This window comes from Pseudomonas sp. GW821-FHT09E04 (assembly GCF_059416185.1).
Map to the genome: position 1 here is coordinate 461979 of NZ_JBWKOR010000005.1, position 18145 is coordinate 480123.

The 18145-nt window shown below is 60.9% G+C and carries 18 protein-coding genes; 11 read left to right on the top strand and 7 right to left on the bottom strand.

All coding sequences use genetic code 11. The features are described 5' to 3' along the window. Window positions 1–20 precede the first annotated feature (20 nt). Genes AC07N4_RS20860 through AC07N4_RS20870 form a run of 3 tightly spaced genes read left to right on the top strand, consistent with a single transcriptional unit; the run spans window position 21 to window position 3663 of the window. The gene (locus tag AC07N4_RS20860; protein WP_096821985.1) at window positions 21–1829 is read left to right on the top strand and encodes a sensor histidine kinase; all 1809 of its coding nucleotides are present in this window, start codon (window positions 21–23) and stop codon (window positions 1827–1829) included. Continuing rightward, window positions 1826–3211: a sigma-54-dependent transcriptional regulator gene (locus AC07N4_RS20865; protein ID WP_102620613.1), complete on the top strand. Its 1386-nt coding sequence runs from the start codon at window positions 1826–1828 to the stop codon at window positions 3209–3211. Before AC07N4_RS20860 ends, AC07N4_RS20865 begins: the two co-directional genes overlap by 4 nt. After that, complete coding sequence (locus AC07N4_RS20870; RefSeq protein WP_102620612.1) at window positions 3208–3663, top strand: YiiD C-terminal domain-containing protein; 456 nt, start codon at window positions 3208–3210, stop codon at window positions 3661–3663. Before AC07N4_RS20865 ends, AC07N4_RS20870 begins: the two co-directional genes overlap by 4 nt. 31 nt (window positions 3664–3694) lie before the next feature. Here AC07N4_RS20870 and cysQ read toward each other — a convergent pair whose 3' ends face one another. Further along, entirely contained in the window at window positions 3695–4528 is an 834-nt protein-coding gene (gene cysQ, locus AC07N4_RS20875; RefSeq protein WP_273539010.1) for a 3'(2'),5'-bisphosphate nucleotidase CysQ, read from the bottom strand. Between the two features lie 5 nt (window positions 4529–4533). Then, entirely contained in the window at window positions 4534–5100 is a 567-nt protein-coding gene (nudE, locus tag AC07N4_RS20880; RefSeq protein ID WP_102620611.1) for an ADP compounds hydrolase NudE, read from the bottom strand. An 88-nt stretch (window positions 5101–5188) separates the two neighbouring features. On the opposite strand from nudE, the gene yrfG reads away from it, so the two are divergent. Beyond that, window positions 5189–5851 carry a GMP/IMP nucleotidase gene (gene yrfG, locus AC07N4_RS20885; RefSeq protein ID WP_102620610.1) on the top strand — a complete coding sequence of 221 codons (663 nt, stop codon included), beginning with the start codon at window positions 5189–5191 and terminating at the stop codon, window positions 5849–5851. Window positions 5852–5893: 42 nt separating this feature from the next. Here yrfG and lysM read toward each other — a convergent pair whose 3' ends face one another. After that, window positions 5894–6334: a peptidoglycan-binding protein LysM gene (gene lysM / locus AC07N4_RS20890; RefSeq protein WP_008080501.1), complete on the bottom strand. Its 441-nt coding sequence runs from the start codon at window positions 6332–6334 to the stop codon at window positions 5894–5896. A 137-nt stretch (window positions 6335–6471) separates the two neighbouring features. Here lysM and AC07N4_RS20895 point away from each other — a divergent pair, with 137 nt between their 5' ends. From AC07N4_RS20895 to AC07N4_RS20910, 4 genes are all read left to right on the top strand, one after another. Continuing rightward, a complete protein-coding gene (locus AC07N4_RS20895; RefSeq protein WP_102620609.1) occupies window positions 6472–7359 on the top strand; it encodes a LysR family transcriptional regulator in 888 nt (295 codons plus the stop codon). A 92-nt stretch (window positions 7360–7451) separates the two neighbouring features. Continuing rightward, window positions 7452–8291 (top strand): formate dehydrogenase accessory sulfurtransferase FdhD, encoded by an 840-nt coding sequence (fdhD, locus tag AC07N4_RS20900; RefSeq protein WP_096821921.1) that lies wholly within the window; start codon window positions 7452–7454, stop codon window positions 8289–8291. Continuing rightward, complete coding sequence (locus tag AC07N4_RS20905; protein WP_273541033.1) at window positions 8288–10636, top strand: FdhF/YdeP family oxidoreductase; 2349 nt, start codon at window positions 8288–8290, stop codon at window positions 10634–10636. Before fdhD ends, AC07N4_RS20905 begins: the two co-directional genes overlap by 4 nt. A gap of 210 nt (window positions 10637–10846) precedes the next feature. After that, complete coding sequence (locus AC07N4_RS20910; RefSeq protein WP_096821919.1) at window positions 10847–11326, top strand: glycine zipper domain-containing protein; 480 nt, start codon at window positions 10847–10849, stop codon at window positions 11324–11326. A 64-nt stretch (window positions 11327–11390) separates the two neighbouring features. On the opposite strand, the gene AC07N4_RS20915 is transcribed toward AC07N4_RS20910, so the two are convergent. From AC07N4_RS20915 to AC07N4_RS20930, 4 genes are all read right to left on the bottom strand, one after another. Next, window positions 11391–11822: an acyl-CoA thioesterase gene (locus AC07N4_RS20915; RefSeq protein WP_096821918.1), complete on the bottom strand. Its 432-nt coding sequence runs from the start codon at window positions 11820–11822 to the stop codon at window positions 11391–11393. A 31-nt stretch (window positions 11823–11853) separates the two neighbouring features. Then, window positions 11854–13077 carry a 3-hydroxyacyl-CoA dehydrogenase gene (locus tag AC07N4_RS20920; protein ID WP_192559501.1) on the bottom strand — a complete coding sequence of 408 codons (1224 nt, stop codon included), beginning with the start codon at window positions 13075–13077 and terminating at the stop codon, window positions 11854–11856. Window positions 13078–13187: 110 nt separating this feature from the next. Next, the gene (locus AC07N4_RS20925; protein ID WP_493065882.1) at window positions 13188–15116 is read right to left on the bottom strand and encodes a RecQ family ATP-dependent DNA helicase; all 1929 of its coding nucleotides are present in this window, start codon (window positions 15114–15116) and stop codon (window positions 13188–13190) included. 386 nt (window positions 15117–15502) lie between these two features. Next, the gene (locus AC07N4_RS20930; RefSeq protein ID WP_273539554.1) at window positions 15503–16006 is read right to left on the bottom strand and encodes a polysaccharide deacetylase; all 504 of its coding nucleotides are present in this window, start codon (window positions 16004–16006) and stop codon (window positions 15503–15505) included. Window positions 16007–16310: 304 nt separating this feature from the next. On the opposite strand from AC07N4_RS20930, the gene AC07N4_RS20935 reads away from it, so the two are divergent. The 3 genes from AC07N4_RS20935 (at window position 16311) to AC07N4_RS20945 (ending at window position 18061) form a co-directional block, all read left to right on the top strand. Next, complete coding sequence (locus tag AC07N4_RS20935; protein ID WP_493065883.1) at window positions 16311–16592, top strand: hypothetical protein; 282 nt, start codon at window positions 16311–16313, stop codon at window positions 16590–16592. 102 nt (window positions 16593–16694) lie between these two features. Further along, window positions 16695–17822, top strand: coding sequence for a hypothetical protein (locus AC07N4_RS20940; protein ID WP_493065884.1), 1128 nt, complete (start codon window positions 16695–16697; stop codon window positions 17820–17822). Window positions 17823–17869: 47 nt separating this feature from the next. Next, window positions 17870–18061 carry an antitoxin PaaA2 family protein gene (locus AC07N4_RS20945; protein WP_493065885.1) on the top strand — a complete coding sequence of 64 codons (192 nt, stop codon included), beginning with the start codon at window positions 17870–17872 and terminating at the stop codon, window positions 18059–18061. Window positions 18062–18145 lie beyond the last annotated feature (84 nt).

The window sequence follows — 18145 nt, forward strand, 5'->3', positions numbered from 1 at the left end:
TCCACAGGCGCTCGATGCTCATGACTCCGACCCTTCCCCGCCGCCCCCGCTGGCGCAGCCTCGCCCTGCTGGCCCTGTGCCTGGCCCCGCTGCTGTGGCCGCTGGAGCATCTCGCCGAGCGTTACTACCGCAGTGAGCTGGCTGGCCAGAACCGCCAGACTCTCGACCTCTACGTCGCCAACCTGCTGGGCACTCTGCATCGTTACGAAGTGCTGCCACAGATCCTCGGCGATCTGCCGGCCCTGCGTGCGGTCGTCGGCGCGCCGGACGACGGTGTCACCCAGGGCAATGCCAACCGCCTGCTGAAGAACATCGCTTCCCAGACCGGCGCCGAAGTCATGTACCTGATGGACACCACTGGCCGAACGCTGGCGGCGTCGAACTGGGACAAGCACGACAGTTTCGTCGGGCGCAATTTCTCGTTCCGGCCCTACTTCAGCGAAGCCATGGCCGGACGCCTGGGCCGCTTCTTCGGCCTTGGCACCACCTCCGCCAAACGCGGCTATTTCTTCGCAGCGGCCGTGCGCAATGGCGAGAAAATCATCGGGGTGCTGGTGATCAAGGTCGACCTCGACCACACCGAAAGCCTGTGGGGCAAAACCCCGGAACAACTGCTGGTGACCGATCACAACGGCGTGGTCATTCTCACCTCGCGCCCGGAGTGGCGCTTCCGCTCCACCCGTCCATTGAGTAACGACGAACGTTCGGCAATCACCGCGATCCAGCCGTATCCGACTCGCGAGCCGCGGCCATTGAACCTCAGCCCGACCGCCTGGCTGACCCAGACCCGGGACATCGAAGAAACCGGCTGGAGCGTCAGCATTCTTGCACCGCGCACCCTGATCGATCGTCCGGTGCGCACCGTGGTGGCCGTCGGCGGTGCCACGTTGCTGGTGGTCATGCTGTTGCTCGGGCTGATGATGCAGCGCCGCCGCCATTACCTGGAACGGATCGCTTTCGAAGCCAAGGCAAGACGGGAACTCGAAGGCAGGGTCGCCGAGCGCACCAGCGATCTGGAAGGACTCAACCGGCGCCTGAAACAGGAAGTGCTGGAGCGTGAACAGGCCCAGCAGGAACTGGTCCGGGCCCAGGACGACCTGGTGCAGGCCGGCAAACTGTCAGCGCTCGGGACGATGTCGGCGAGCATCAGCCACGAACTCAACCAGCCGCTGGCGGCGATCCGCAGTTACGCGGAAAACGCCGAGGTGCTGCTTGACCATCAGCGTACCGACGACGCTCGCGGCAACCTCAAGTTGATCAGCGAACTGACCGGGCGCATGGCGTCGATCATCGCTCACCTGCGCGCCTTCGCCCGCCGCGATCGCCACGCCCCGGAAAGCGTGGCCCTGCAACCGGCACTGGACGATGCATTGGCGCTGCTGGCCAAACGTCGCCGGAGCATGGACGTCGAGCTGATCCGCGACCTGCCCGCCGCAACCTTGTGGGTTGAAGCCGGGGAAACCCGTCTGCGCCAGGTCCTCGGCAACCTGCTGGCCAACGCCCTCGATGCCCTGACCGAGAAAGGCCCGCCGCGCAAATTGTGGCTGAGTGCCGAATCCACCGGCGAGGGCGTCAATCTGTACATTCGCGACAATGGCCCGGGTTTTTGCATGGAAGCGCTGGGCCGCGCCAGCGAACCGTTTTACACCACCAAGACCCGCACACAGGGGCTTGGTCTGGGGTTGGCCATCTGCGAAACCCTGATGCGCGCCTTCGGCGGTGAACTGTCGTTCGCCAACCACAAGCAAGGTGGCGCCTTGATCACCCTGCGGCTGCGCGCCGGCGCGCCCGGGGTCAGCCTGCAACCGTCCGAGGATCGAAGTGCATGACCATCGACAACCGCATTCAGGTGGTGCTGATCGACGACGATCCGCACCTGCGTCAGGCCCTGGGCCAGACGCTGGATCTGGCCGGCCTGAAAATCCTTCCGCTGTCCGAAGCCAAGGGCCTGGCCGCCCAACTGGAGCGTGACTGGCCGGGCGTGGTGGTCAGCGACATCCGCATGCCCGGCATGGACGGTCTTGAGTTATTGAGCGAACTGCACGCGCAGGACCCTGAGCTGCCCGTGCTGCTGATCACCGGCCACGGCGACGTACCGCTGGCCGTGCAGGCCATGCGCGCCGGCGCCTACGACTTCCTCGAAAAACCGTTCGCCAGTGACGCCCTGCTCGACAGTGTGCGCCGCGCATTGGCCCTGCGGCGTCTGGTGCTGGACAACCGCAGCCTGCGCATGGCCCTGAGCGACCGCAACGAACTGAGCGCGCGACTGGTCGGCCAGTCGGCCCCGATGGCGCGCCTGCGCGAGCAGATCGGCGCACTGGCCGCGACCAAGGCCGACGTCTTGATCCTCGGCGAAACCGGTGCCGGCAAAGAAGTTGTCGCCCGCGCATTGCACGACCTGTCGAGCCGGCGCAACGGCCCGTTCGTGGCGATCAACGCCGGGGCACTGGCCGAGTCGGTGGTCGAAAGCGAGCTGTTCGGCCATGAGCCCGGCGCGTTCACCGGTGCGCAAAAGCGCCGGATCGGCAAGTTCGAATTCGCCAATGGCGGCACGCTGTTCCTCGATGAAATCGAGAGCATGAGCATGGATGTGCAGGTCAAACTGCTGCGCATGCTGCAGGAGCGAGTCGTCGAACGGCTGGGCGGCAATCAGTTGATCCCGCTGGACATCCGCGTCATCGCCGCCACCAAGGAAGACCTGCGCCAGGCCGCCGATCAAGGGCGGTTCCGGGCCGACTTGTATTACCGCCTCAATGTAGCGCCTCTACGTATCCCGCCATTGCGCGAACGGGGCGAAGACGCGCTGGTGCTGTTCCAGCACTATGCCGACGAAGCCAGCGCCCGCCACGGTTTGCCACCGCATGAACTGCAACCGGCGCAACGGGCATTGCTGTTGCGTCACTCATGGCCGGGCAATGTGCGGGAATTGCAGAACGCGGCAGAGCGTTTCGCCCTTGGCCTGGAGCTGGCGCTGGACAACACTCAGCCTGACGGCAGCAGCACCGCCATCGAGGTCACCAGCGGTGGCCTCAGTGAACAGGTGGAGAATTTCGAGAAGTCATTGATCGCCGCCGAGCTGGCCCGCTCGCACAGCTCGGTACGCAGTCTCGCCGAAGCCTTGGGCATTCCGCGCAAGACTCTGCACGACAAACTGCGCAAGCACGGTCTGAATTTCGCCGACAGCAGCAGCCATGGAGACGAATCCGAATGAATCGCGACAGCCGCTATCTGGAATCCGTCCTCCATCACGACATTCCGCTGACCCGGGACATGGGCCTTAAGGTGCTCGACTGGCAGGAACAGCAACTACGCCTGCATCTGCCGCTGGAAGCCAACGTCAATCACAAGAGCACCATGTTCGGCGGCAGTCTGTATTGCGGCGCGGTGCTGGCCGGCTGGGGCTGGCTGCACTTGCGTTTGAAAGAAGAAGGCATCACCGACGGACACATCGTGATCCAGGAAGGACAGATCAGTTATCCGCTGCCGGTAACCGGCGATGCCAACGCCATCTGCGCGGCGCCGAATGCGGCCGTGTGGAAGAAATTTCTGACGATGTATCAGCGCTACGGACGGGCACGATTGACGCTGCATACGCGAGTCGTCAATGCGGGGAGCGATGAGGATGCGGTGACCTTCAGCGGGCAGTACGTTCTGCACCGCTGAAGGCTGAGCGTTCCCGAGTCCGGGAACGCGCTTACGAACGGGCCAGTTCCAGCAACTTCGCTCGCCACGCCGCTTTCGCCGGCAGCGCCAGAAAGAACGCGTTGCGCAACGATTCCCGTGGTGGATAACAGAACGCATCACCGTTCAAATCCAGCACCTCACCGCCGGCACCTTCCAGCACGCCTTGCGCCGCCGCCGTGTCCCACTGGGACGTCGGCGCCAGTCGCGGATAACAATCCGCCGCACCTTCGGCCACCAGACAGAACTTCAGCGAACTGCCGATGTTGGCCAGTTGCAACTCGCCAAGGCTCGCGCTCAAACCGGCCAGCAAGCGTTCCTGTTCCGGGCTCGAATGACGGCGGCTGGCAACCACAGTGAACGCTTCGCCAGGCCCCGGCACGTCGCGAACCTGAATCGCCACCGGCGTGCCGCCCGTGTCGCCACGCCAGGCACCGAGCCCGGCACCGCCAACGTAGTAACGCCCATTGGTCGGCATCGATACCACGCCAAAGACCACCCGGCCATTTTCGATCAGGGCAATGTTGACGGTGAACTCTTCGCTGCCGCTGATGAATTCCTTGGTGCCATCCAGCGGATCCACCAGCCACCAGCGCTGCCAGCCGGCACGCACGCTTTGCGGGATGTTGGCGTCCTCTTCGGACAACACCGGGATGCTCGGATCCAGGGCGGTCAGGCCGGCGACGATCACATGGTGCGCAGCGATATCCGCAGCGGTCACCGGCGAATCATCGGACTTGGCGGTCACCGCCACATCGGCGCGCCAGAACGGCAGAATCGCCTCGCCGGCCCGCAGCGCCAGTTCAACCACCGGCGCCATCAACGGATGGGAAAAACTCATAGACATCTCACTCATGACTGGAAAAAACCGCGCTGGGTCAGCAGATCGCGGGCCAGGTACAACGCCGCCAAGGCACGACCTTCGGAAAACTGCGGATTTTGCGCCAATGAAGAGAGATCCCGCAGGTTGATCTTGTCCACCCGCATCGGCTCCGGCTCGTCGCCTTCCAGTCGCTCCTCGTACAGATCGCTGGCAAGCACCACCTGGATTTTCTGGCTCATGTAGCCGGGGGACAACGACAACTCGGTCAGGTGTTCCAATTGCCGGGCACCAAAGCCCGCCTCTTCCTTGAGCTCACGCTCGGCCGCCGCCAGCACATCCTCGCCCGGTTCGATCAAGCCCTTGGGCAGGGACAATTCGTACTCGTCGGTACCGCCGCAGTATTCCTCGACCAACACTGCGTGCTCGGCATCGAGCATGGCCACAATCATCACCGCGCCGTAACCGGCGCCCTTGCCCACCAGCCGCTCGTAGGTGCGCTCCACGCCGTTGGAAAAGCGCAGTTTCAGCTCTTCCACGCAGAACAGACGACTGGTGGCGACGATTTCGCGGGCAAGTACGGTTGGTTTCTGGCGCATGCAAAGCTCCTTGGCGTGAACGCGCTACTATAACGCGGCTTTTCCGATTGTTTGCGTCGGATATCTTTCTACCGTTCGAGACGTTGCCATGCCTTCATTACCGTGGTCCGACATCGATACCGTTCTGCTCGACATGGACGGCACGTTGCTGGATCTGCACTTCGACAACCACTTCTGGCTGGAACACTTGCCGCAGCGCTACGCCGAACTGCATGGCGTGAGCCGGGCCATGGCGGAAATGGAATTGCAGCCGTTGTTCGAACGTCATGCCGGTCAATTGCAGTGGTATTGCCTGGACTTCTGGAGCACGGAATTGAAGCTGTCGGTGCGCGAGCTGAAGCTGGAAACCGCCCACCTGATTGCCCTGCGCCCGGACGCCGACACTTTTCTGGCCGCGATCAAACGGGCCGGTAAACGCGTGGTGATGATCACCAACGCGCACCGCGATTCGCTGTCGCTGAAACTGGAACGGGTTGAACTGGCGCCGTACTTCGAGCGGCTGATCAGCTCCCACGATTACGGTTTTCCCAAGGAGAACCCGCAGTTCTGGGATGCCTTGCAGGCCGATATCGGTTTCGACCCGGCGCGCAGCCTGTTCATCGACGACACCCTGCCGATCCTGCGCAGTGCACGGGACTTTGGTGTGGCGCATCTGTTGGCCGTAAAGGAACCGGACAGTCGCAAGGGACCGAAGGACACGGCGGAGTTTGTGGCCGTCGAAGATTATCGGGACTTGATAGCAGGACTCTGAACGTTGCAGGAGCTGCCAGAGGCAGCTCCTGCAAGTCTGTTGTTACTCAGGAATACGCAGCGTCTGCCCCGGATAGATCTTGTTCACGTCCTTGAGCAGCGGCTTGTTGGCCTCGAAAATCTTGTTGTACTGGTTGGCATTGCCATACACCGCCAGGGAAATCGCGCTGAGGGTGTCGCCCTTTTTCACCACCACGAAACGTGCGGCAGCCACCACCGGCCCGGTGACCGTGATCTGGTCATCGACACTGCCGACGCCTTCAATATTGCCCACCGCCAGCAGAATCTTTTCTTTCTCTTCCTGGCTCGCCACCTCGCCGGTGACCGTCACCTTGTCGCCATCCACCGTCGCCTGAACATTCGGGTTACCCAACCCGACCTTGCTGATGTGTTCCTTCAATTGCTCGCTGGCATTGGCGTTGCCAGGGGTCAACAGGTCGATCAGCTTCTCACCGGCCTCTTTTACAAAGCTCAAAAGACTCATAGCGCACACTCCTTGATTTAAGTTCCAGACGCCCAAGCCTAGACCACCACAAACCAACCCGGTTCCAGACCGACCAATGACCCTGTCGCCGCGCAAACGGTAGAATCACCCACCCTTGCCAGCGCCCCGGAGCGAAGATGGACATCAAGCAGCTGAAATTCCTCATCGCCCTCGACGAAACCCGCCATTTCGGCCAGGCCGCCGCCCGGTGCCACATCACCCAGCCGACTCTATCAATGCGCCTGCGCAGCCTCGAAGAAGAACTCGATCTGCCGCTGGTCAATCGCGGCCAGCGCTTCGAAGGCTTCACCGCGCCAGGCGAGCGAGTGCTGGCCTGGGCGCGTACGGTGCTGGCGGCTTACGACGGCTTGCAAGCGGAAGCGGCAGCCTGTCGCGGCAACCTGATCGGTACCTTGCGCCTGGGGGTGGTGCCGCTGTCGAGTTTTGATCCGCTGCCGTTGATGCAACGCCTGCACGCTGCGCACCCGGAGCTACGCTTCGAATTGTCGGCACTGAGTTCGGAGCAGATCCTCGAACAACTGGCGGACAACCGGATCGACATCGGCGTGTCCTACCTGGATCGTCTCGACAACGAGCGTTTCGAATCCCTGGCGTTCGACGAAACCCGCATGGGCCTGCTTTACGATCAGCGCTCCTTCAGCTTCGGCGAGGCACCGCTGAGCTGGCAGGCGCTGATCGAACTGCCGCTGGGCATGCTCACCAGCGGCATGCACTTTCGCCAGTCCATCGACCACAACTTCCACAGCCGGGGCCTGACACCGCAACCACTGTTGCAGACCGACGCCGTGCATCAATTGTTACAAGCTGTGCACGGCGGATTCTGCTGCGCGATCATGCCGCTGGACGGCGGCCTCGAACGCCTCACCGATCACCTGCGCCTGCAACCGATCGAAAACGCCCAGACCCTCGCCCGGCTGGGCCTGATCATGCGCCGCGGCGCCCCGCGTTCGGCACTGGCCGAGGCCTGTTTCGCGCTGTATCAGAAATCGCCAGCGGCCGCTTGATCGACGGCATCTATCGATAGATCGACACTAGCGATTAGACGCGACAAGTTGCCGCGCCTAGTCTTAACGTTGATCAATCCGTCGGTGATGCCATGAACGCCAAGCGCCCGGCCTGCGCGGCGCCTGCACTCGAAACGCCCGCGCCCGCCGCCAGTCAGACCTACAGCTACAGCGACCTGCCCCTGGCGGAGTCGGCCAGCACCGCGCTGGCCGAGGAAGTCGCACTGGCGATTGCCTACAACGGCATCAGCCAGGCCGTGATGCTGGTGACGCCAACCGACCTCGAAGACTTCATCGTCGGCTTCAGCCTGGGCAGCGGCATCATCGAAGACGCCTCGGACATCTATGACCTGCAACTGACCGGTTCAGGCTCGGCGCAATACGCCCAGGTGACCATCGCCAACCGCGCCTTCTGGAATCTCAAGCAGCAGCGTCGGCAACTGGCCGGCACCAGCGGTTGCGGGCTGTGCGGCGTAGAAGCGGTGGAACAGGCGCTGCCCGATCTCAAGGTCTTGCCCGGCGCCCCTTTGCCGCCGATTGAATGGCTCGACGGTTTGCGCCAGCGCATCGGTGCGTTCCAGCCGCTGGGCCAGCATTGCGGCGCGGTACACGCGGCGGTGTTCATGAACGCCAGCGGTGAATTGCTGCTGGGCCGCGAAGACATCGGCCGACACAACGCCCTCGACAAACTGATCGGTGGCCTGATCCGGCAAAAGATATCCACAACCGGCGGCCTGGCGATTGTCACCAGCCGTTGCAGCCTCGAATTGATCCAGAAAGTCCTGCGCGCCGGGATCCAGACCCTCGTCAGTCTGTCCGCGCCCACCGGCCTCGCCGTGCAATGGGCCCGCCGCCATAACCTCAATCTCATCCACCTGCCGCAGAAAAACGCGCCGCGGGTGTATAGCCCAGAAATGGAGAAACACTCGTGAGCCAACACCATCAAGCCGACCAGAAACCCGTCCCGCGCTACAAGCCCTACAAGGGCGCAGCCGGCGGCTGGGGCGCACTGATCAGCGTGGCCCAGGCCTGGTTGACCAGCGACAACGCGCTGAAGAACCTGCGCATGATGCTCAAGACCAACCAGAACGGCGGCTTCGACTGCCCGGGTTGCGCCTGGGGCGACTCGCCGGAAAGCGGCATGGTCAAGTTCTGCGAGAACGGCGCCAAAGCGGTGAACTGGGAAGCGACCAAGCGCCGCGTGGACGGCAAGTTCTTCGCCAAACACAGCGTCACCTCGTTGCTGGAGCAGAGCGACTACTGGCTCGAATATCAGGGCCGTCTGACCGAACCGGTGGTCTATGACGCCGAAACCGACCGCTACAAGCCGATCAGTTGGGACGATGCCTACGCGCTGATCGGCAAGCACCTGCAAGCCCTGCCGAGCCCGGACCTGGCCGAGTTCTACACCTCGGGTCGTGCCAGTAACGAAGCCGCCTATTTGTATCAACTGTTCGTGCGCGCCTACGGCACCAACAATTTCCCCGACTGCTCGAACATGTGCCACGAAGCCAGCGGTGTGGCGCTCGCGCAAAGCGTCGGTGTCGGCAAAGGCACCGTAACCTTCGACGATTTCGAACACGCCGATGCGATTTTCGTCTGGGGCCAGAACCCCGGCACCAACCACCCGCGCATGCTCGAACCCCTGCGTGAAGCGGTGAAACGCGGCGCTCAGGTGGTCTGCATCAACCCGCTGAAAGAACGCGGTCTGGAACGCTTCCAGCATCCGCAGCACCCGATCGAAATGCTCACCAACGGCGACAAGCCGACCAACACCGCGTATTTCCGCCCGGCACTGGGCGGCGACATGGCTGTGCTGCGCGGCATGGCCAAGTTCCTGCTGCAATGGGAACGCGATGCGCAGAAGGCCGGTGCGCCGGCGGTGTTCGATCACGACTTCCTCAATGAACACAGCGTCAACGTGCTGGAATACCTCGGCGTCGTTGATGACACGCCGTGGGAGCAGATCGTTGCGCAGTCCGGCCTGACGCTGGTTGAAATCGAGCAAGCGGCGCGCATGTACGCAAAAGGCAAGAACGTGATCATGTGCTGGGCGATGGGCATCACCCAGCACCGCCATTCGGTGCCGACCATCCAGGAAATCGCCAACCTGATGCTGCTGCGCGGCAACATCGGCAAACCCGGCGCCGGTCTGTGCCCGGTGCGCGGTCACAGTAACGTGCAGGGCGACCGCACCATGGGCATCAACGAGCGTCCGCCGGTGGCGTTTCTCGATTCCCTGGAGCGTCGCTTCCAGTTCAAGGTGCCGCGCCACAACGGGCACAACGTGGTCGAAGCGATTCACGCGATGGCCGAAGGCCGCGCCAAAGTGTTCATCGGTCTGGGCGGCAACTTCGCCCAGGCCACGCCGGACAGCCCGCGCACCTTCCAAGCCCTGCGCAACTGCGACCTGACCGTGCAGATCAGCACCAAGCTCAATCGCAGCCACCTGGCCCACGGCAAAGACGCATTGATCCTGCCGTGCCTGGGTCGTACCGACATCGACATCCAGACCGAAGGCCCGCAGGCCGTCACCGTGGAAGACTCGTTCAGCATGGTGCACGCCTCCAACGGCCAGTTGCAGCCGCTGTCGAACCAGATGCGCTCGGAGCCGTCGATCATCGCCGGCATTGCCGCCGCGACCCTGGGCAGCAAACCGGTGGACTGGAACTGGCTGGTGGCCGACTACCGGCGCATCCGCGAACTGATCGCCGACACCATCCCGGGCTTCAAGGACTTCAACGAGAAGGTCAAGAACCCGGGCGGTTTCTACCTCGGCAACAGTGCCGGCGCGCGCAAGTGGAACACGACTTCGGGCCGGGCCAACTTCAAGCCGAACATGCTGCCCAAGGATCTGATCCATGAGCGCACTCGCGCCACCGGTCAACTGCCGGATCTGATCTTGCAATCGATGCGCTCTCACGATCAGTACAACACCACGATTTATGGTCTCGACGATCGTTATCGCGGGGTGAAGGGACAGCGTGACGTGCTGTTCGCCAACGAGGCGGACATCATCCGTCTGGGCTTCAAGCCTGGGCAGAAGGCTGACATCGTGTCGCTGTGGGACGATGGCCGTGAGCGTCGCGTGAAAGGCTTCACACTGCTGGCGTTCGATATTCCGGCGGGGCAAGCGGCGGCTTATTACCCTGAGGTGAACCCGCTGGTGCCGCTCGAAAGCACCGGGGACGGCAGCCATACGCCGACGTCGAAGTTCATCGCGATCCGGTTGGAGGCGGCGAGTGAGACGGGGTTGATCATGGCCAAATCGGCCTGACACCAAACTTTTCTGCGCCCACAAAAAAGGCCGCTTTTGCATAAAAGCGGCCTTTGTGAAGTAGCTAAAGACCGGCCAAAATCGGTTAAGTTCCACCCAAAAATCAGTAACTTGCATAATTGTATACAAGTCGTGTTATTCGTCGGATTTCGATTGTCAGCCTTGTTACACAGCCTCAGGATCGCGCCGTCATCCCTTTGAGGCTCCTCTATGAAGTTCTCCCAGATTCTCTTGTTGTCCCTTGGCCTGGTCAGTGGCTTCGCTTCTGCCGGAGGCACCACCGAAGCAGGTGTGGGCGGCGCATTGGGCGGGGTTCTTGGCTCGGTCGTCGGTCAGTCTTTAGGCGGCAGCACAGGTTCAACCATTGGCGCGGCCCTGGGCGGCGCGGGTGGTAGCGCGGTAGGCGCCAACAAACACAGCCGTGGCGAAGCGGCCATTGGCGGTGCGTTGGGCGCAGCCGGCGGTAACGTGGTTGGCCGCAGCATGGGCGGCACCACCGGCAGCCTGATCGGTGCCGCAGCAGGTGGCGGCGCCGGTGGCGCGCTGGGTAACTACATGGGCAACGAGAGTAATCGCGAAGACCGCAGTTACGATCGCGGCCGTGACCGTGGTCGCTACTACCGCGACGACCACCGTGGTCGTGGCCACGCCTATGGCCATCGCAAGCATCACCGCTACTACCGCGACTGAGGCTTGACCTCATTGCCGGTACAGCCAGATCGCAGCTCCCCCGAGCTGCGATTTTTTTTGCCTGTCAAACCGCCAGCCGTTCCAGCGCTCCGCGTAACCCCGCAGGGATCGCCACCGGCTGATTCGATGCACGATCAACGAACACATGCACAAAACGCCCCGCCGCACAGGCTTCATGCTCGCCAGCCTTGAACACGGCCAGCTCGTATTGCACTGAACTGTTGCCCAGTTTGCCGACCCGCAAACCAACTTCGATCAAGTCCGGGAACGCAATCGAGGCGAAGTAATCGCAAGACGAACTCACCACAAACCCCACCACCTCGCCATCGTGGATATCCAGGCCACCCACCTGAATCAGGTAGGTGTTTACCGCCGTATCGAAAAAGCTGTAGTAGGTGACGTTGTTGACGTGGCCGTAGGCATCGTTGTCATGCCAGCGCGTGGTGATCGGCTGGAAATGCGGGTAATCGGCGCGTTGCGGCATCGGGTTGGACATCAGTGTCGATTCCTTGAGTGATCGGCCCAGTCTAAAGGTAAAAACCTTTGCCTCGTGCCGCCAGCTCGCCAATCAGTTGCGCCGGCCGCCATTGATCACCCTGTCGTGTTTCCAGCGCCAGCAGTCGTTTATGAATGTCTGCCAGCCCCTGATCGTCCGCCCAGGCCATCGGCCCGCCTCTCTCAGCCGGGAAGCCATAGCCGTTCAGGTAAACCTGATCGATGTCATGCGCCGACTCGGCAATCCCTTCCTGCAGAATCTTTGCGCCCTCATTGACCAACGCCAGAAGACAGCGCTCAAGGATCTCCTCAGATCCGATCTCACGGCGATGAAACCCCAGACCTTCGCTGACACTCAACACCAGTGCATCCACCTCGGGATCATGTTCGGCCTGACGACTGCCCGGTTCGTAGTGGTAGTAACCATTGCCAGACTTCTGCCCGAACCGACCCAACTCGCACAAGCGGTTATCCACCTGAACCTCTGGCGCATCCTGGCCCTTGCCGGCCAGCTCACGAGCACGCCACTCAAGATCGATGCCGACCACGTCGTACATGCGAAACGGCCCCATGGCAAAACCGAAGCCCTGCAATATTGCGTCGATCTGCTGCGGCCAGGCCCCCTCAAGCAGCATCTTGCGCGCCTCGAGCACGTAAGGATGGAGCATGCGATTGCCGATGAATCCGTGGCAGTTGCCCGACACCACACTGACCTTGCCCATACGCTTGCCCAGCTCGAGTGCAGCCTCAAGCACGGCTGGCGAGGTCTGTGCACCACGGACTATTTCCAGCAGTTTCATGATGTGCGCCGGGCTGAAGAAATGCAGACCCAGCACTTGCGTCGGTCGTCGTGTCGCGGCGGCAATCGCATCGATGTCCAGTGCCGAGGTGTTGCTCGCCAGCAGGGCTTCGGGTTTCAGCAAGCCATCGAGCTCACGGAAGATCTTCTGCTTGAGTTCGAGATTCTCGTACACCGCTTCGATCACCAGGTCGACATTGCGGATCGCAACATAATCCGCCGCCGCACTGATCCGGGCGATTCGCGCATCGGCCTCGGCCTGATCGATCCGACCCTGACGCACGTTGTGCGCATAGGTATCGGCCACCGTCTTCAGCGCCTGCTCAAGCATCTGTGGATTGTTATCGACCCATTGCACTGACACGCCGGCGTTGGCCAGGCACATGACAATGCCACGGCCCATGGTGCCGGCGCCGATCACGGCGGCCTGCCGAATTTCGAAGGATGTCTGGCTCATTGTTGTTCTCTTGTTGGAGATCCAAAGACAGCCTTCACCATAGTCAGCCAACGGGTATTTTTGAAGTTTATTGCTGTGATGATCGACATTCAGCAAATGGATTCGTTGCATCAGAGATGCGCCTGAGCCCAAGCCCGCACGTCCGCGTAGGGATACTCCTCCAGCGCCGCATACCCGGAAATGGTCCGTGCTTTGAGCTTGGTGAACAGCGGCACACTGATCCCGCACAGAAAGCGCGTCAGCCGCTCCGCTGAAGGCGCACTGCCTGTCTGCTGCTCATGCCTGTGGATAAAATCGCCGCACAACGCCGAGAAACTTTTATCCACAAGCGCCAGCAATTCCGGAGGCGCCGGGAGCCGGGCAACCTGCCCGTGGCACACCGAGCAATGCCCGCACTGCTCGGGGGCGTTGTGATCACCGAAGTACTCCGCCAGTCGATAGCCCAGGCACCGCTCGGTGGCGAACAATTCGAGCATGGCGTGAATCCGCGCCACTTCGGTCTGTTCGTGGCGAGAGAAATAATCATGTAGCTCGCCACTCAAGACCTGGCTGTCGAAGGCGCTGTGCAGCACGTTGTAGACTTCGGTCATCTGCTTGCTTTCCAGCTCGACCCAGCCTTTCTCCTGGAAGTAATCCAGCGCCTTCACCACACGATTGCGCTCAGCCGAATACTGCGTGTACATCGCCTCGAAATTCACCGTGGCCCAGGTCCGCGCGCGATTCGAGGTCTGGATGATCGCCGCAACGAAATCCCTGCGCTCGCCCTCGAAACGCTCTAGCAGCGCCTCGGGTTCCAGCAGGTATTTGAAACGGTATTCGGCGTAGTACGCGTAGCGCGGGGCAATCAGCCCTCGCAGCTCCAGTTGCACCAGCAACGTCTTCAATGGCAGCGCACGAATGTTGCTCTGATCCGCCAGCGGCCCGAGCAAAAACTCCCACTGACCTTCAGGCGCAGCGGCCTGCAACTCGTCCAGCACATGGCGAATGCCATCGCGCTCCGGCGTGTCGCCGTAGACGAAGTTTTCCAGCACATTGAGGCTGTCGCGGTTGGCCAGCACCAGACAGTCGGACGGTTGCCCATCACGCCCGGCGCGGCCGATTTCCTGGCTGTAGTTTTCGATGGATTTGGGCAGGTCGAAATGCACCACGTTGCGGATGTCGCTCTTGTCGATGCCCATGCCGAACGCGATGGTCGCGACGATGCAATTGGACTGCCCACCCATGAAGCGCTTCTGGATCGCTTCCCGTTGTTCGTGAGGCAGCCCGGCATGGTAAGCCTCAGCCTGAATGCCATTGCGCCCCAGATGTTCGGCGATGTGTTCGGCGGTTTTCTGCAGAGTGACGTAGACGATGGTCGGCTGGCCCGCCCGCTCGGCCATCCACTGCACCAGCCGTCGCCGCTTATCCTCACCGCGTACCGGCTCCACCAACAGGTTGAGATTGGGCCGATAGAAACCGGTGGTCACAACGTCTTCGGCGGCGATGGCGAATTTCGCCTGCATGTCGGCGATGACTTTCGGCGTTGCCGTGGCGGTCAGCAGCAGGGTCTGCGGAATGTTGAACTGGCGCTGGTAGTCCGGCAGCTTGAGGTAGTCGGGTCGGAAGTTGTGGCCCCATTCGGAGATGCAGTGGGCCTCATCCACCACCAGCAGCGAGATCGGCACCTGCTGCAAAAAATTGCGAAAACGCTCGTTCTTCAAGCGCTCCACGGAAATCATCAGGATCTTCAGTTCGCCGGAACGGGCACGGGCCATCACATCGTTGGCGTCTTCGCGATTCTGCGCAGAATCAATGCTCCCCGCCGAGATGCCGTGACGTTGCAGAAACGCCAGCTGATCCTGCATCAGCGCGAGCAATGGCGAGACCACCAGCGTCAGGTGCGGCAGCAGGAGAGCCGGCACCTGGTAGCAAAGGGATTTGCCGGAGCCCGTGGGAAAGATCGCCGCCGCCGAGCGCCCGGCCAGCACAGCGCTGATTGCCGCTTCCTGACCGGGTCGAAACTGTGGATAACCGAAAACCTGTTCCAGGGTGTTGTGCATTCGCTGTCACTCCGTTGACCGCTGTGATGCCAACAGCCTAGCGGGCGATCGCAGCGAATCGAGAAAAGGTCGGGGGGCAAATCGATACGGGATGATACAGCGTCGGCAGCTCCGCCACGGGATCAAACAAATGAAACACATTGTTCATCGCCGCGTGAATCGAACCGAGAGTAATGTCCGTCACGCTTCGAGCCAGGACGGCCGATGCGCATGGATTTTTATCAAGGAGTGAACATGTCGAACCACTTGAAACTGCCCCTCGCCCTCGTCGTTGCATCCCTGTTGCTGGGCGCATGCACGCCGGTTCCCGACGACTTCCCTCCGCCCTTGGCGATCGCCGTGACAGCGGATGAAGCCTCGTCGGCTTAGCAGCCGCAAGCGCGCTGCTATGGCCGCAATACGGCTACCCGCAATTGCTCATCCAGTACCCGCTCATGCACATCCAGGCTCTTGCTTGCCCATTGTGCATGGGCCGGGCTGATATCACCCGTAAATGCCGCCGCCAACTGACGCAAGTCAGCGACGCTGCGCACCCGTGGGCAAAACGCTTGATCGTCACAGTTCTGGCTGGCGTTACGGTAGGTGCTGAGCAAGCGATCCCACAGACCGTCGCGCACTTGTCTGATCGACTTGAGCTGCATTTGCTGCACGCCCAGCCGTTGTTTGAGTTCCTGCTCATCCAGAGCTTCGCTGGCCAACAGGGCCTTGCCGAAGATCAGTACCTCAGCGCGGGAGGCCGTATCGATGTTGTCCTGAGTGGTGAGCGCGTCCGGCCAGCCACTGCGCTCCAGATTGGCAAGCGCCAGCCCATTGCCTGTGTCGGAAGCCGCCGCCAAACGACAACCACTGGCCCACAGCAAAATGATCGAGGCCATTCGTAGCCACTGCATACCTAATTCCCTTTAAGCGTGTGTCGGACGTCTGGAAACGCCCTACGGATTCTGGCGCGCACCATACAGAGGTTTACCGGGAATCGCCCGACAAACACGTGGGAAATTTCTCTCCTCAGGGTTTGGCTGTGAAAACGCCGCAAAAACGCGTAGGGCAAATGCCCGAACCCCGGAAAAACCCCTACGAATCCTGTCCATTGTGGCTGTCTTGTCCCACTCGATGGCGCCCTTCTATAGTGGCCGGCGCGGCTGAAAACACTGTGTCGGCCCACCGACGCGACTTCGTAAAGGACACGCCTCAATCATGAACATGTTCAAACCGCTGAATACTCGCTTTCGCCCTCTCAAAACCTGCGACGGCAACATCCCGGTCATGGTCATCGACACCGAAGCCAAACCTGGGGATCTGCTTAATGCTGCCGATCAACGCCTGCGCGCTGCCAGCGATCTGCTGGAAACTCTTTACTGCCTGTGTTTCAAACAGGCCGACGTGAAAGACATCCCCAACATCGTCAATGTGCTTTATTTGTTGACGCAGGACGGCTGTGACTTGCTGGAAGTTGCCAGGCAACGAATAAATAATTAACGCGACGAGCCAAACTTACAAAGTTCGCAACAACCCTTCGCTTCCATTACTGCAAAGTTCAGAACTAGCCTGTTTGCTCTTACATCAACCCAGAGCAACAACATGACTACGCTGACTATTTTCTTTTGCGGTACAGGTTCGACAAAGTTTGATAATACCCACGAAAACTATTGGGACGGCGAACTGGTTTCCACACTCGCCTCCCATCACACCGGTCGCGAGTTTGCCGAATGGATCGTGGTCGATGGCCCTGGCACCAGCAACCTGCAGGCCGATGATCTGTTCACCAAATCCAAGGACTACGGCCTCAGCGGAACCCTGTTCGGCAAGGGCTGGGAGGAAAACGTCCAGCATGCGATGAACATCATCAAAGGCCAATGCGACTGGCAGCGCGAGCAACTGACCGAAGCGGAATATAACCGCCTCAAGGCTGCTGGCATTCCTATTGAGGACGTAAAAGTCGAGGGCTCCTGGCTGTGGCGCAAATACAACTATGGTGATCGCAGCATCACGCAACAGAAGTTACAAGAGCAAATCATTAAAACGTTCCGCAAGGACGGCGTTATTCCAACAAAGGTCAATCTGGTAGGCTGGAGCCGTGGCGGCATTAGTTGCCATATGCTGGCCAATGCCATGTTCAACGACAGTGCGCTGAAAAACATTCCGGTCAATATCTTTGCCATTGATCCTGTGCCGGGCATCGGTAACTTTCAGGAACACCGGGTGAAGCTCAATTACAACGTAAAAGAGTACGTGGGTTTCTATGCACGGGACGAACGCTCCAAGGGTTTCAGCTGCGTCATCCCGCAAACCGCGACCGGCACCAAAACCAGCATCTTCCCTATGCCCGGCCGTCACGCCACCCTGGTTGGCAACGCCTCCGCCGATGGCAACAGTGGACCAAAAGTGCTGGCCGAACCCGGTCTCATCGTCCGCCACTTTGCCGAGGTCTGCCTGAAACGCTGGGGCACCGTGCTCGACAAAAACCTCAACCTTACTGACGCCACCCTGCGAAACCACACCGCGGCCCTCGTCAACGCGGCAGCGAAATACAAGGCCATGGAGAAATGCTCCTACACCTGGTTCACCGAACTGGATCAGGGTGAACGCTACGTTTCACTGGGCAGCAAAGGCGTCCCGTTCTCGACGGTGAAAGGCACGATCTACACACCGGCGAGCGGGCTGACGACGAGTGTGCTGGATGTTGAAGGGTATCGGGCAATTCGTTGAGGCGGGACCGGTAACAGACGTCAACACAATCACGGGAGAATTGAACGATGGATAGATCCACTGACGGAATTGAACCTCACTGCGACGAGGAGACCTACAAAGAGTGGGTTACTCGGCAAGTTCAGAAAAGCATCGATGATCCCCGGCCAAGCATCCCCGATGAAGAGTCGAGACGCTTGATGGCAGCGAAACGTGAACTGTTGAGAACACGCAATAATCCGGAGGAACGACCCTATTGAATCTTCGTCCACGTCCTACATGGAGTGATGCCTTATCGGCTATCGCCGTTTGTTAGCTCAAATCTATAGTCGTGACTGTCGCTG

Excerpts from the sequence above, each read along its gene's own strand:
- lysM (WP_008080501.1), bottom strand. The coding sequence starts at position 6,334 with ATGAGTCTTTTGAGCTTTGTAAAAGAGGCCGGTGAGAAGCTGATCGAC.
- cysQ (WP_273539010.1), bottom strand. The coding sequence starts at position 4,528 with ATGTCTATGAGTTTTTCCCATCCGTTGATGGCGCCGGTGGTTGAACTG.
- AC07N4_RS20915 (WP_096821918.1), bottom strand. The coding sequence starts at position 11,822 with ATGTCCAACCCGATGCCGCAACGCGCCGATTACCCGCATTTCCAGCCG.
- nudE (WP_102620611.1), bottom strand. The coding sequence starts at position 5,100 with ATGCGCCAGAAACCAACCGTACTTGCCCGCGAAATCGTCGCCACCAGT.
- AC07N4_RS20945 (WP_493065885.1), top strand. The coding sequence starts at position 17,870 with ATGGATAGATCCACTGACGGAATTGAACCTCACTGCGACGAGGAGACC.
- AC07N4_RS20925 (WP_493065882.1), bottom strand. The coding sequence starts at position 15,116 with ATGCACAACACCCTGGAACAGGTTTTCGGTTATCCACAGTTTCGACCC.
- AC07N4_RS20940 (WP_493065884.1), top strand. The coding sequence starts at position 16,695 with ATGACTACGCTGACTATTTTCTTTTGCGGTACAGGTTCGACAAAGTTT.
- AC07N4_RS20860 (WP_096821985.1), top strand. The coding sequence starts at position 21 with ATGACTCCGACCCTTCCCCGCCGCCCCCGCTGGCGCAGCCTCGCCCTG.
- AC07N4_RS20930 (WP_273539554.1), bottom strand. The coding sequence starts at position 16,006 with ATGCAGTGGCTACGAATGGCCTCGATCATTTTGCTGTGGGCCAGTGGT.
- AC07N4_RS20865 (WP_102620613.1), top strand. The coding sequence starts at position 1,826 with ATGACCATCGACAACCGCATTCAGGTGGTGCTGATCGACGACGATCCG.
- AC07N4_RS20935 (WP_493065883.1), top strand. The coding sequence starts at position 16,311 with ATGAACATGTTCAAACCGCTGAATACTCGCTTTCGCCCTCTCAAAACC.
- yrfG (WP_102620610.1), top strand. The coding sequence starts at position 5,189 with ATGCCTTCATTACCGTGGTCCGACATCGATACCGTTCTGCTCGACATG.
- fdhD (WP_096821921.1), top strand. The coding sequence starts at position 7,452 with ATGAACGCCAAGCGCCCGGCCTGCGCGGCGCCTGCACTCGAAACGCCC.
- AC07N4_RS20870 (WP_102620612.1), top strand. The coding sequence starts at position 3,208 with ATGAATCGCGACAGCCGCTATCTGGAATCCGTCCTCCATCACGACATT.
- AC07N4_RS20895 (WP_102620609.1), top strand. The coding sequence starts at position 6,472 with ATGGACATCAAGCAGCTGAAATTCCTCATCGCCCTCGACGAAACCCGC.
- AC07N4_RS20910 (WP_096821919.1), top strand. The coding sequence starts at position 10,847 with ATGAAGTTCTCCCAGATTCTCTTGTTGTCCCTTGGCCTGGTCAGTGGC.
- AC07N4_RS20920 (WP_192559501.1), bottom strand. The coding sequence starts at position 13,077 with ATGAGCCAGACATCCTTCGAAATTCGGCAGGCCGCCGTGATCGGCGCC.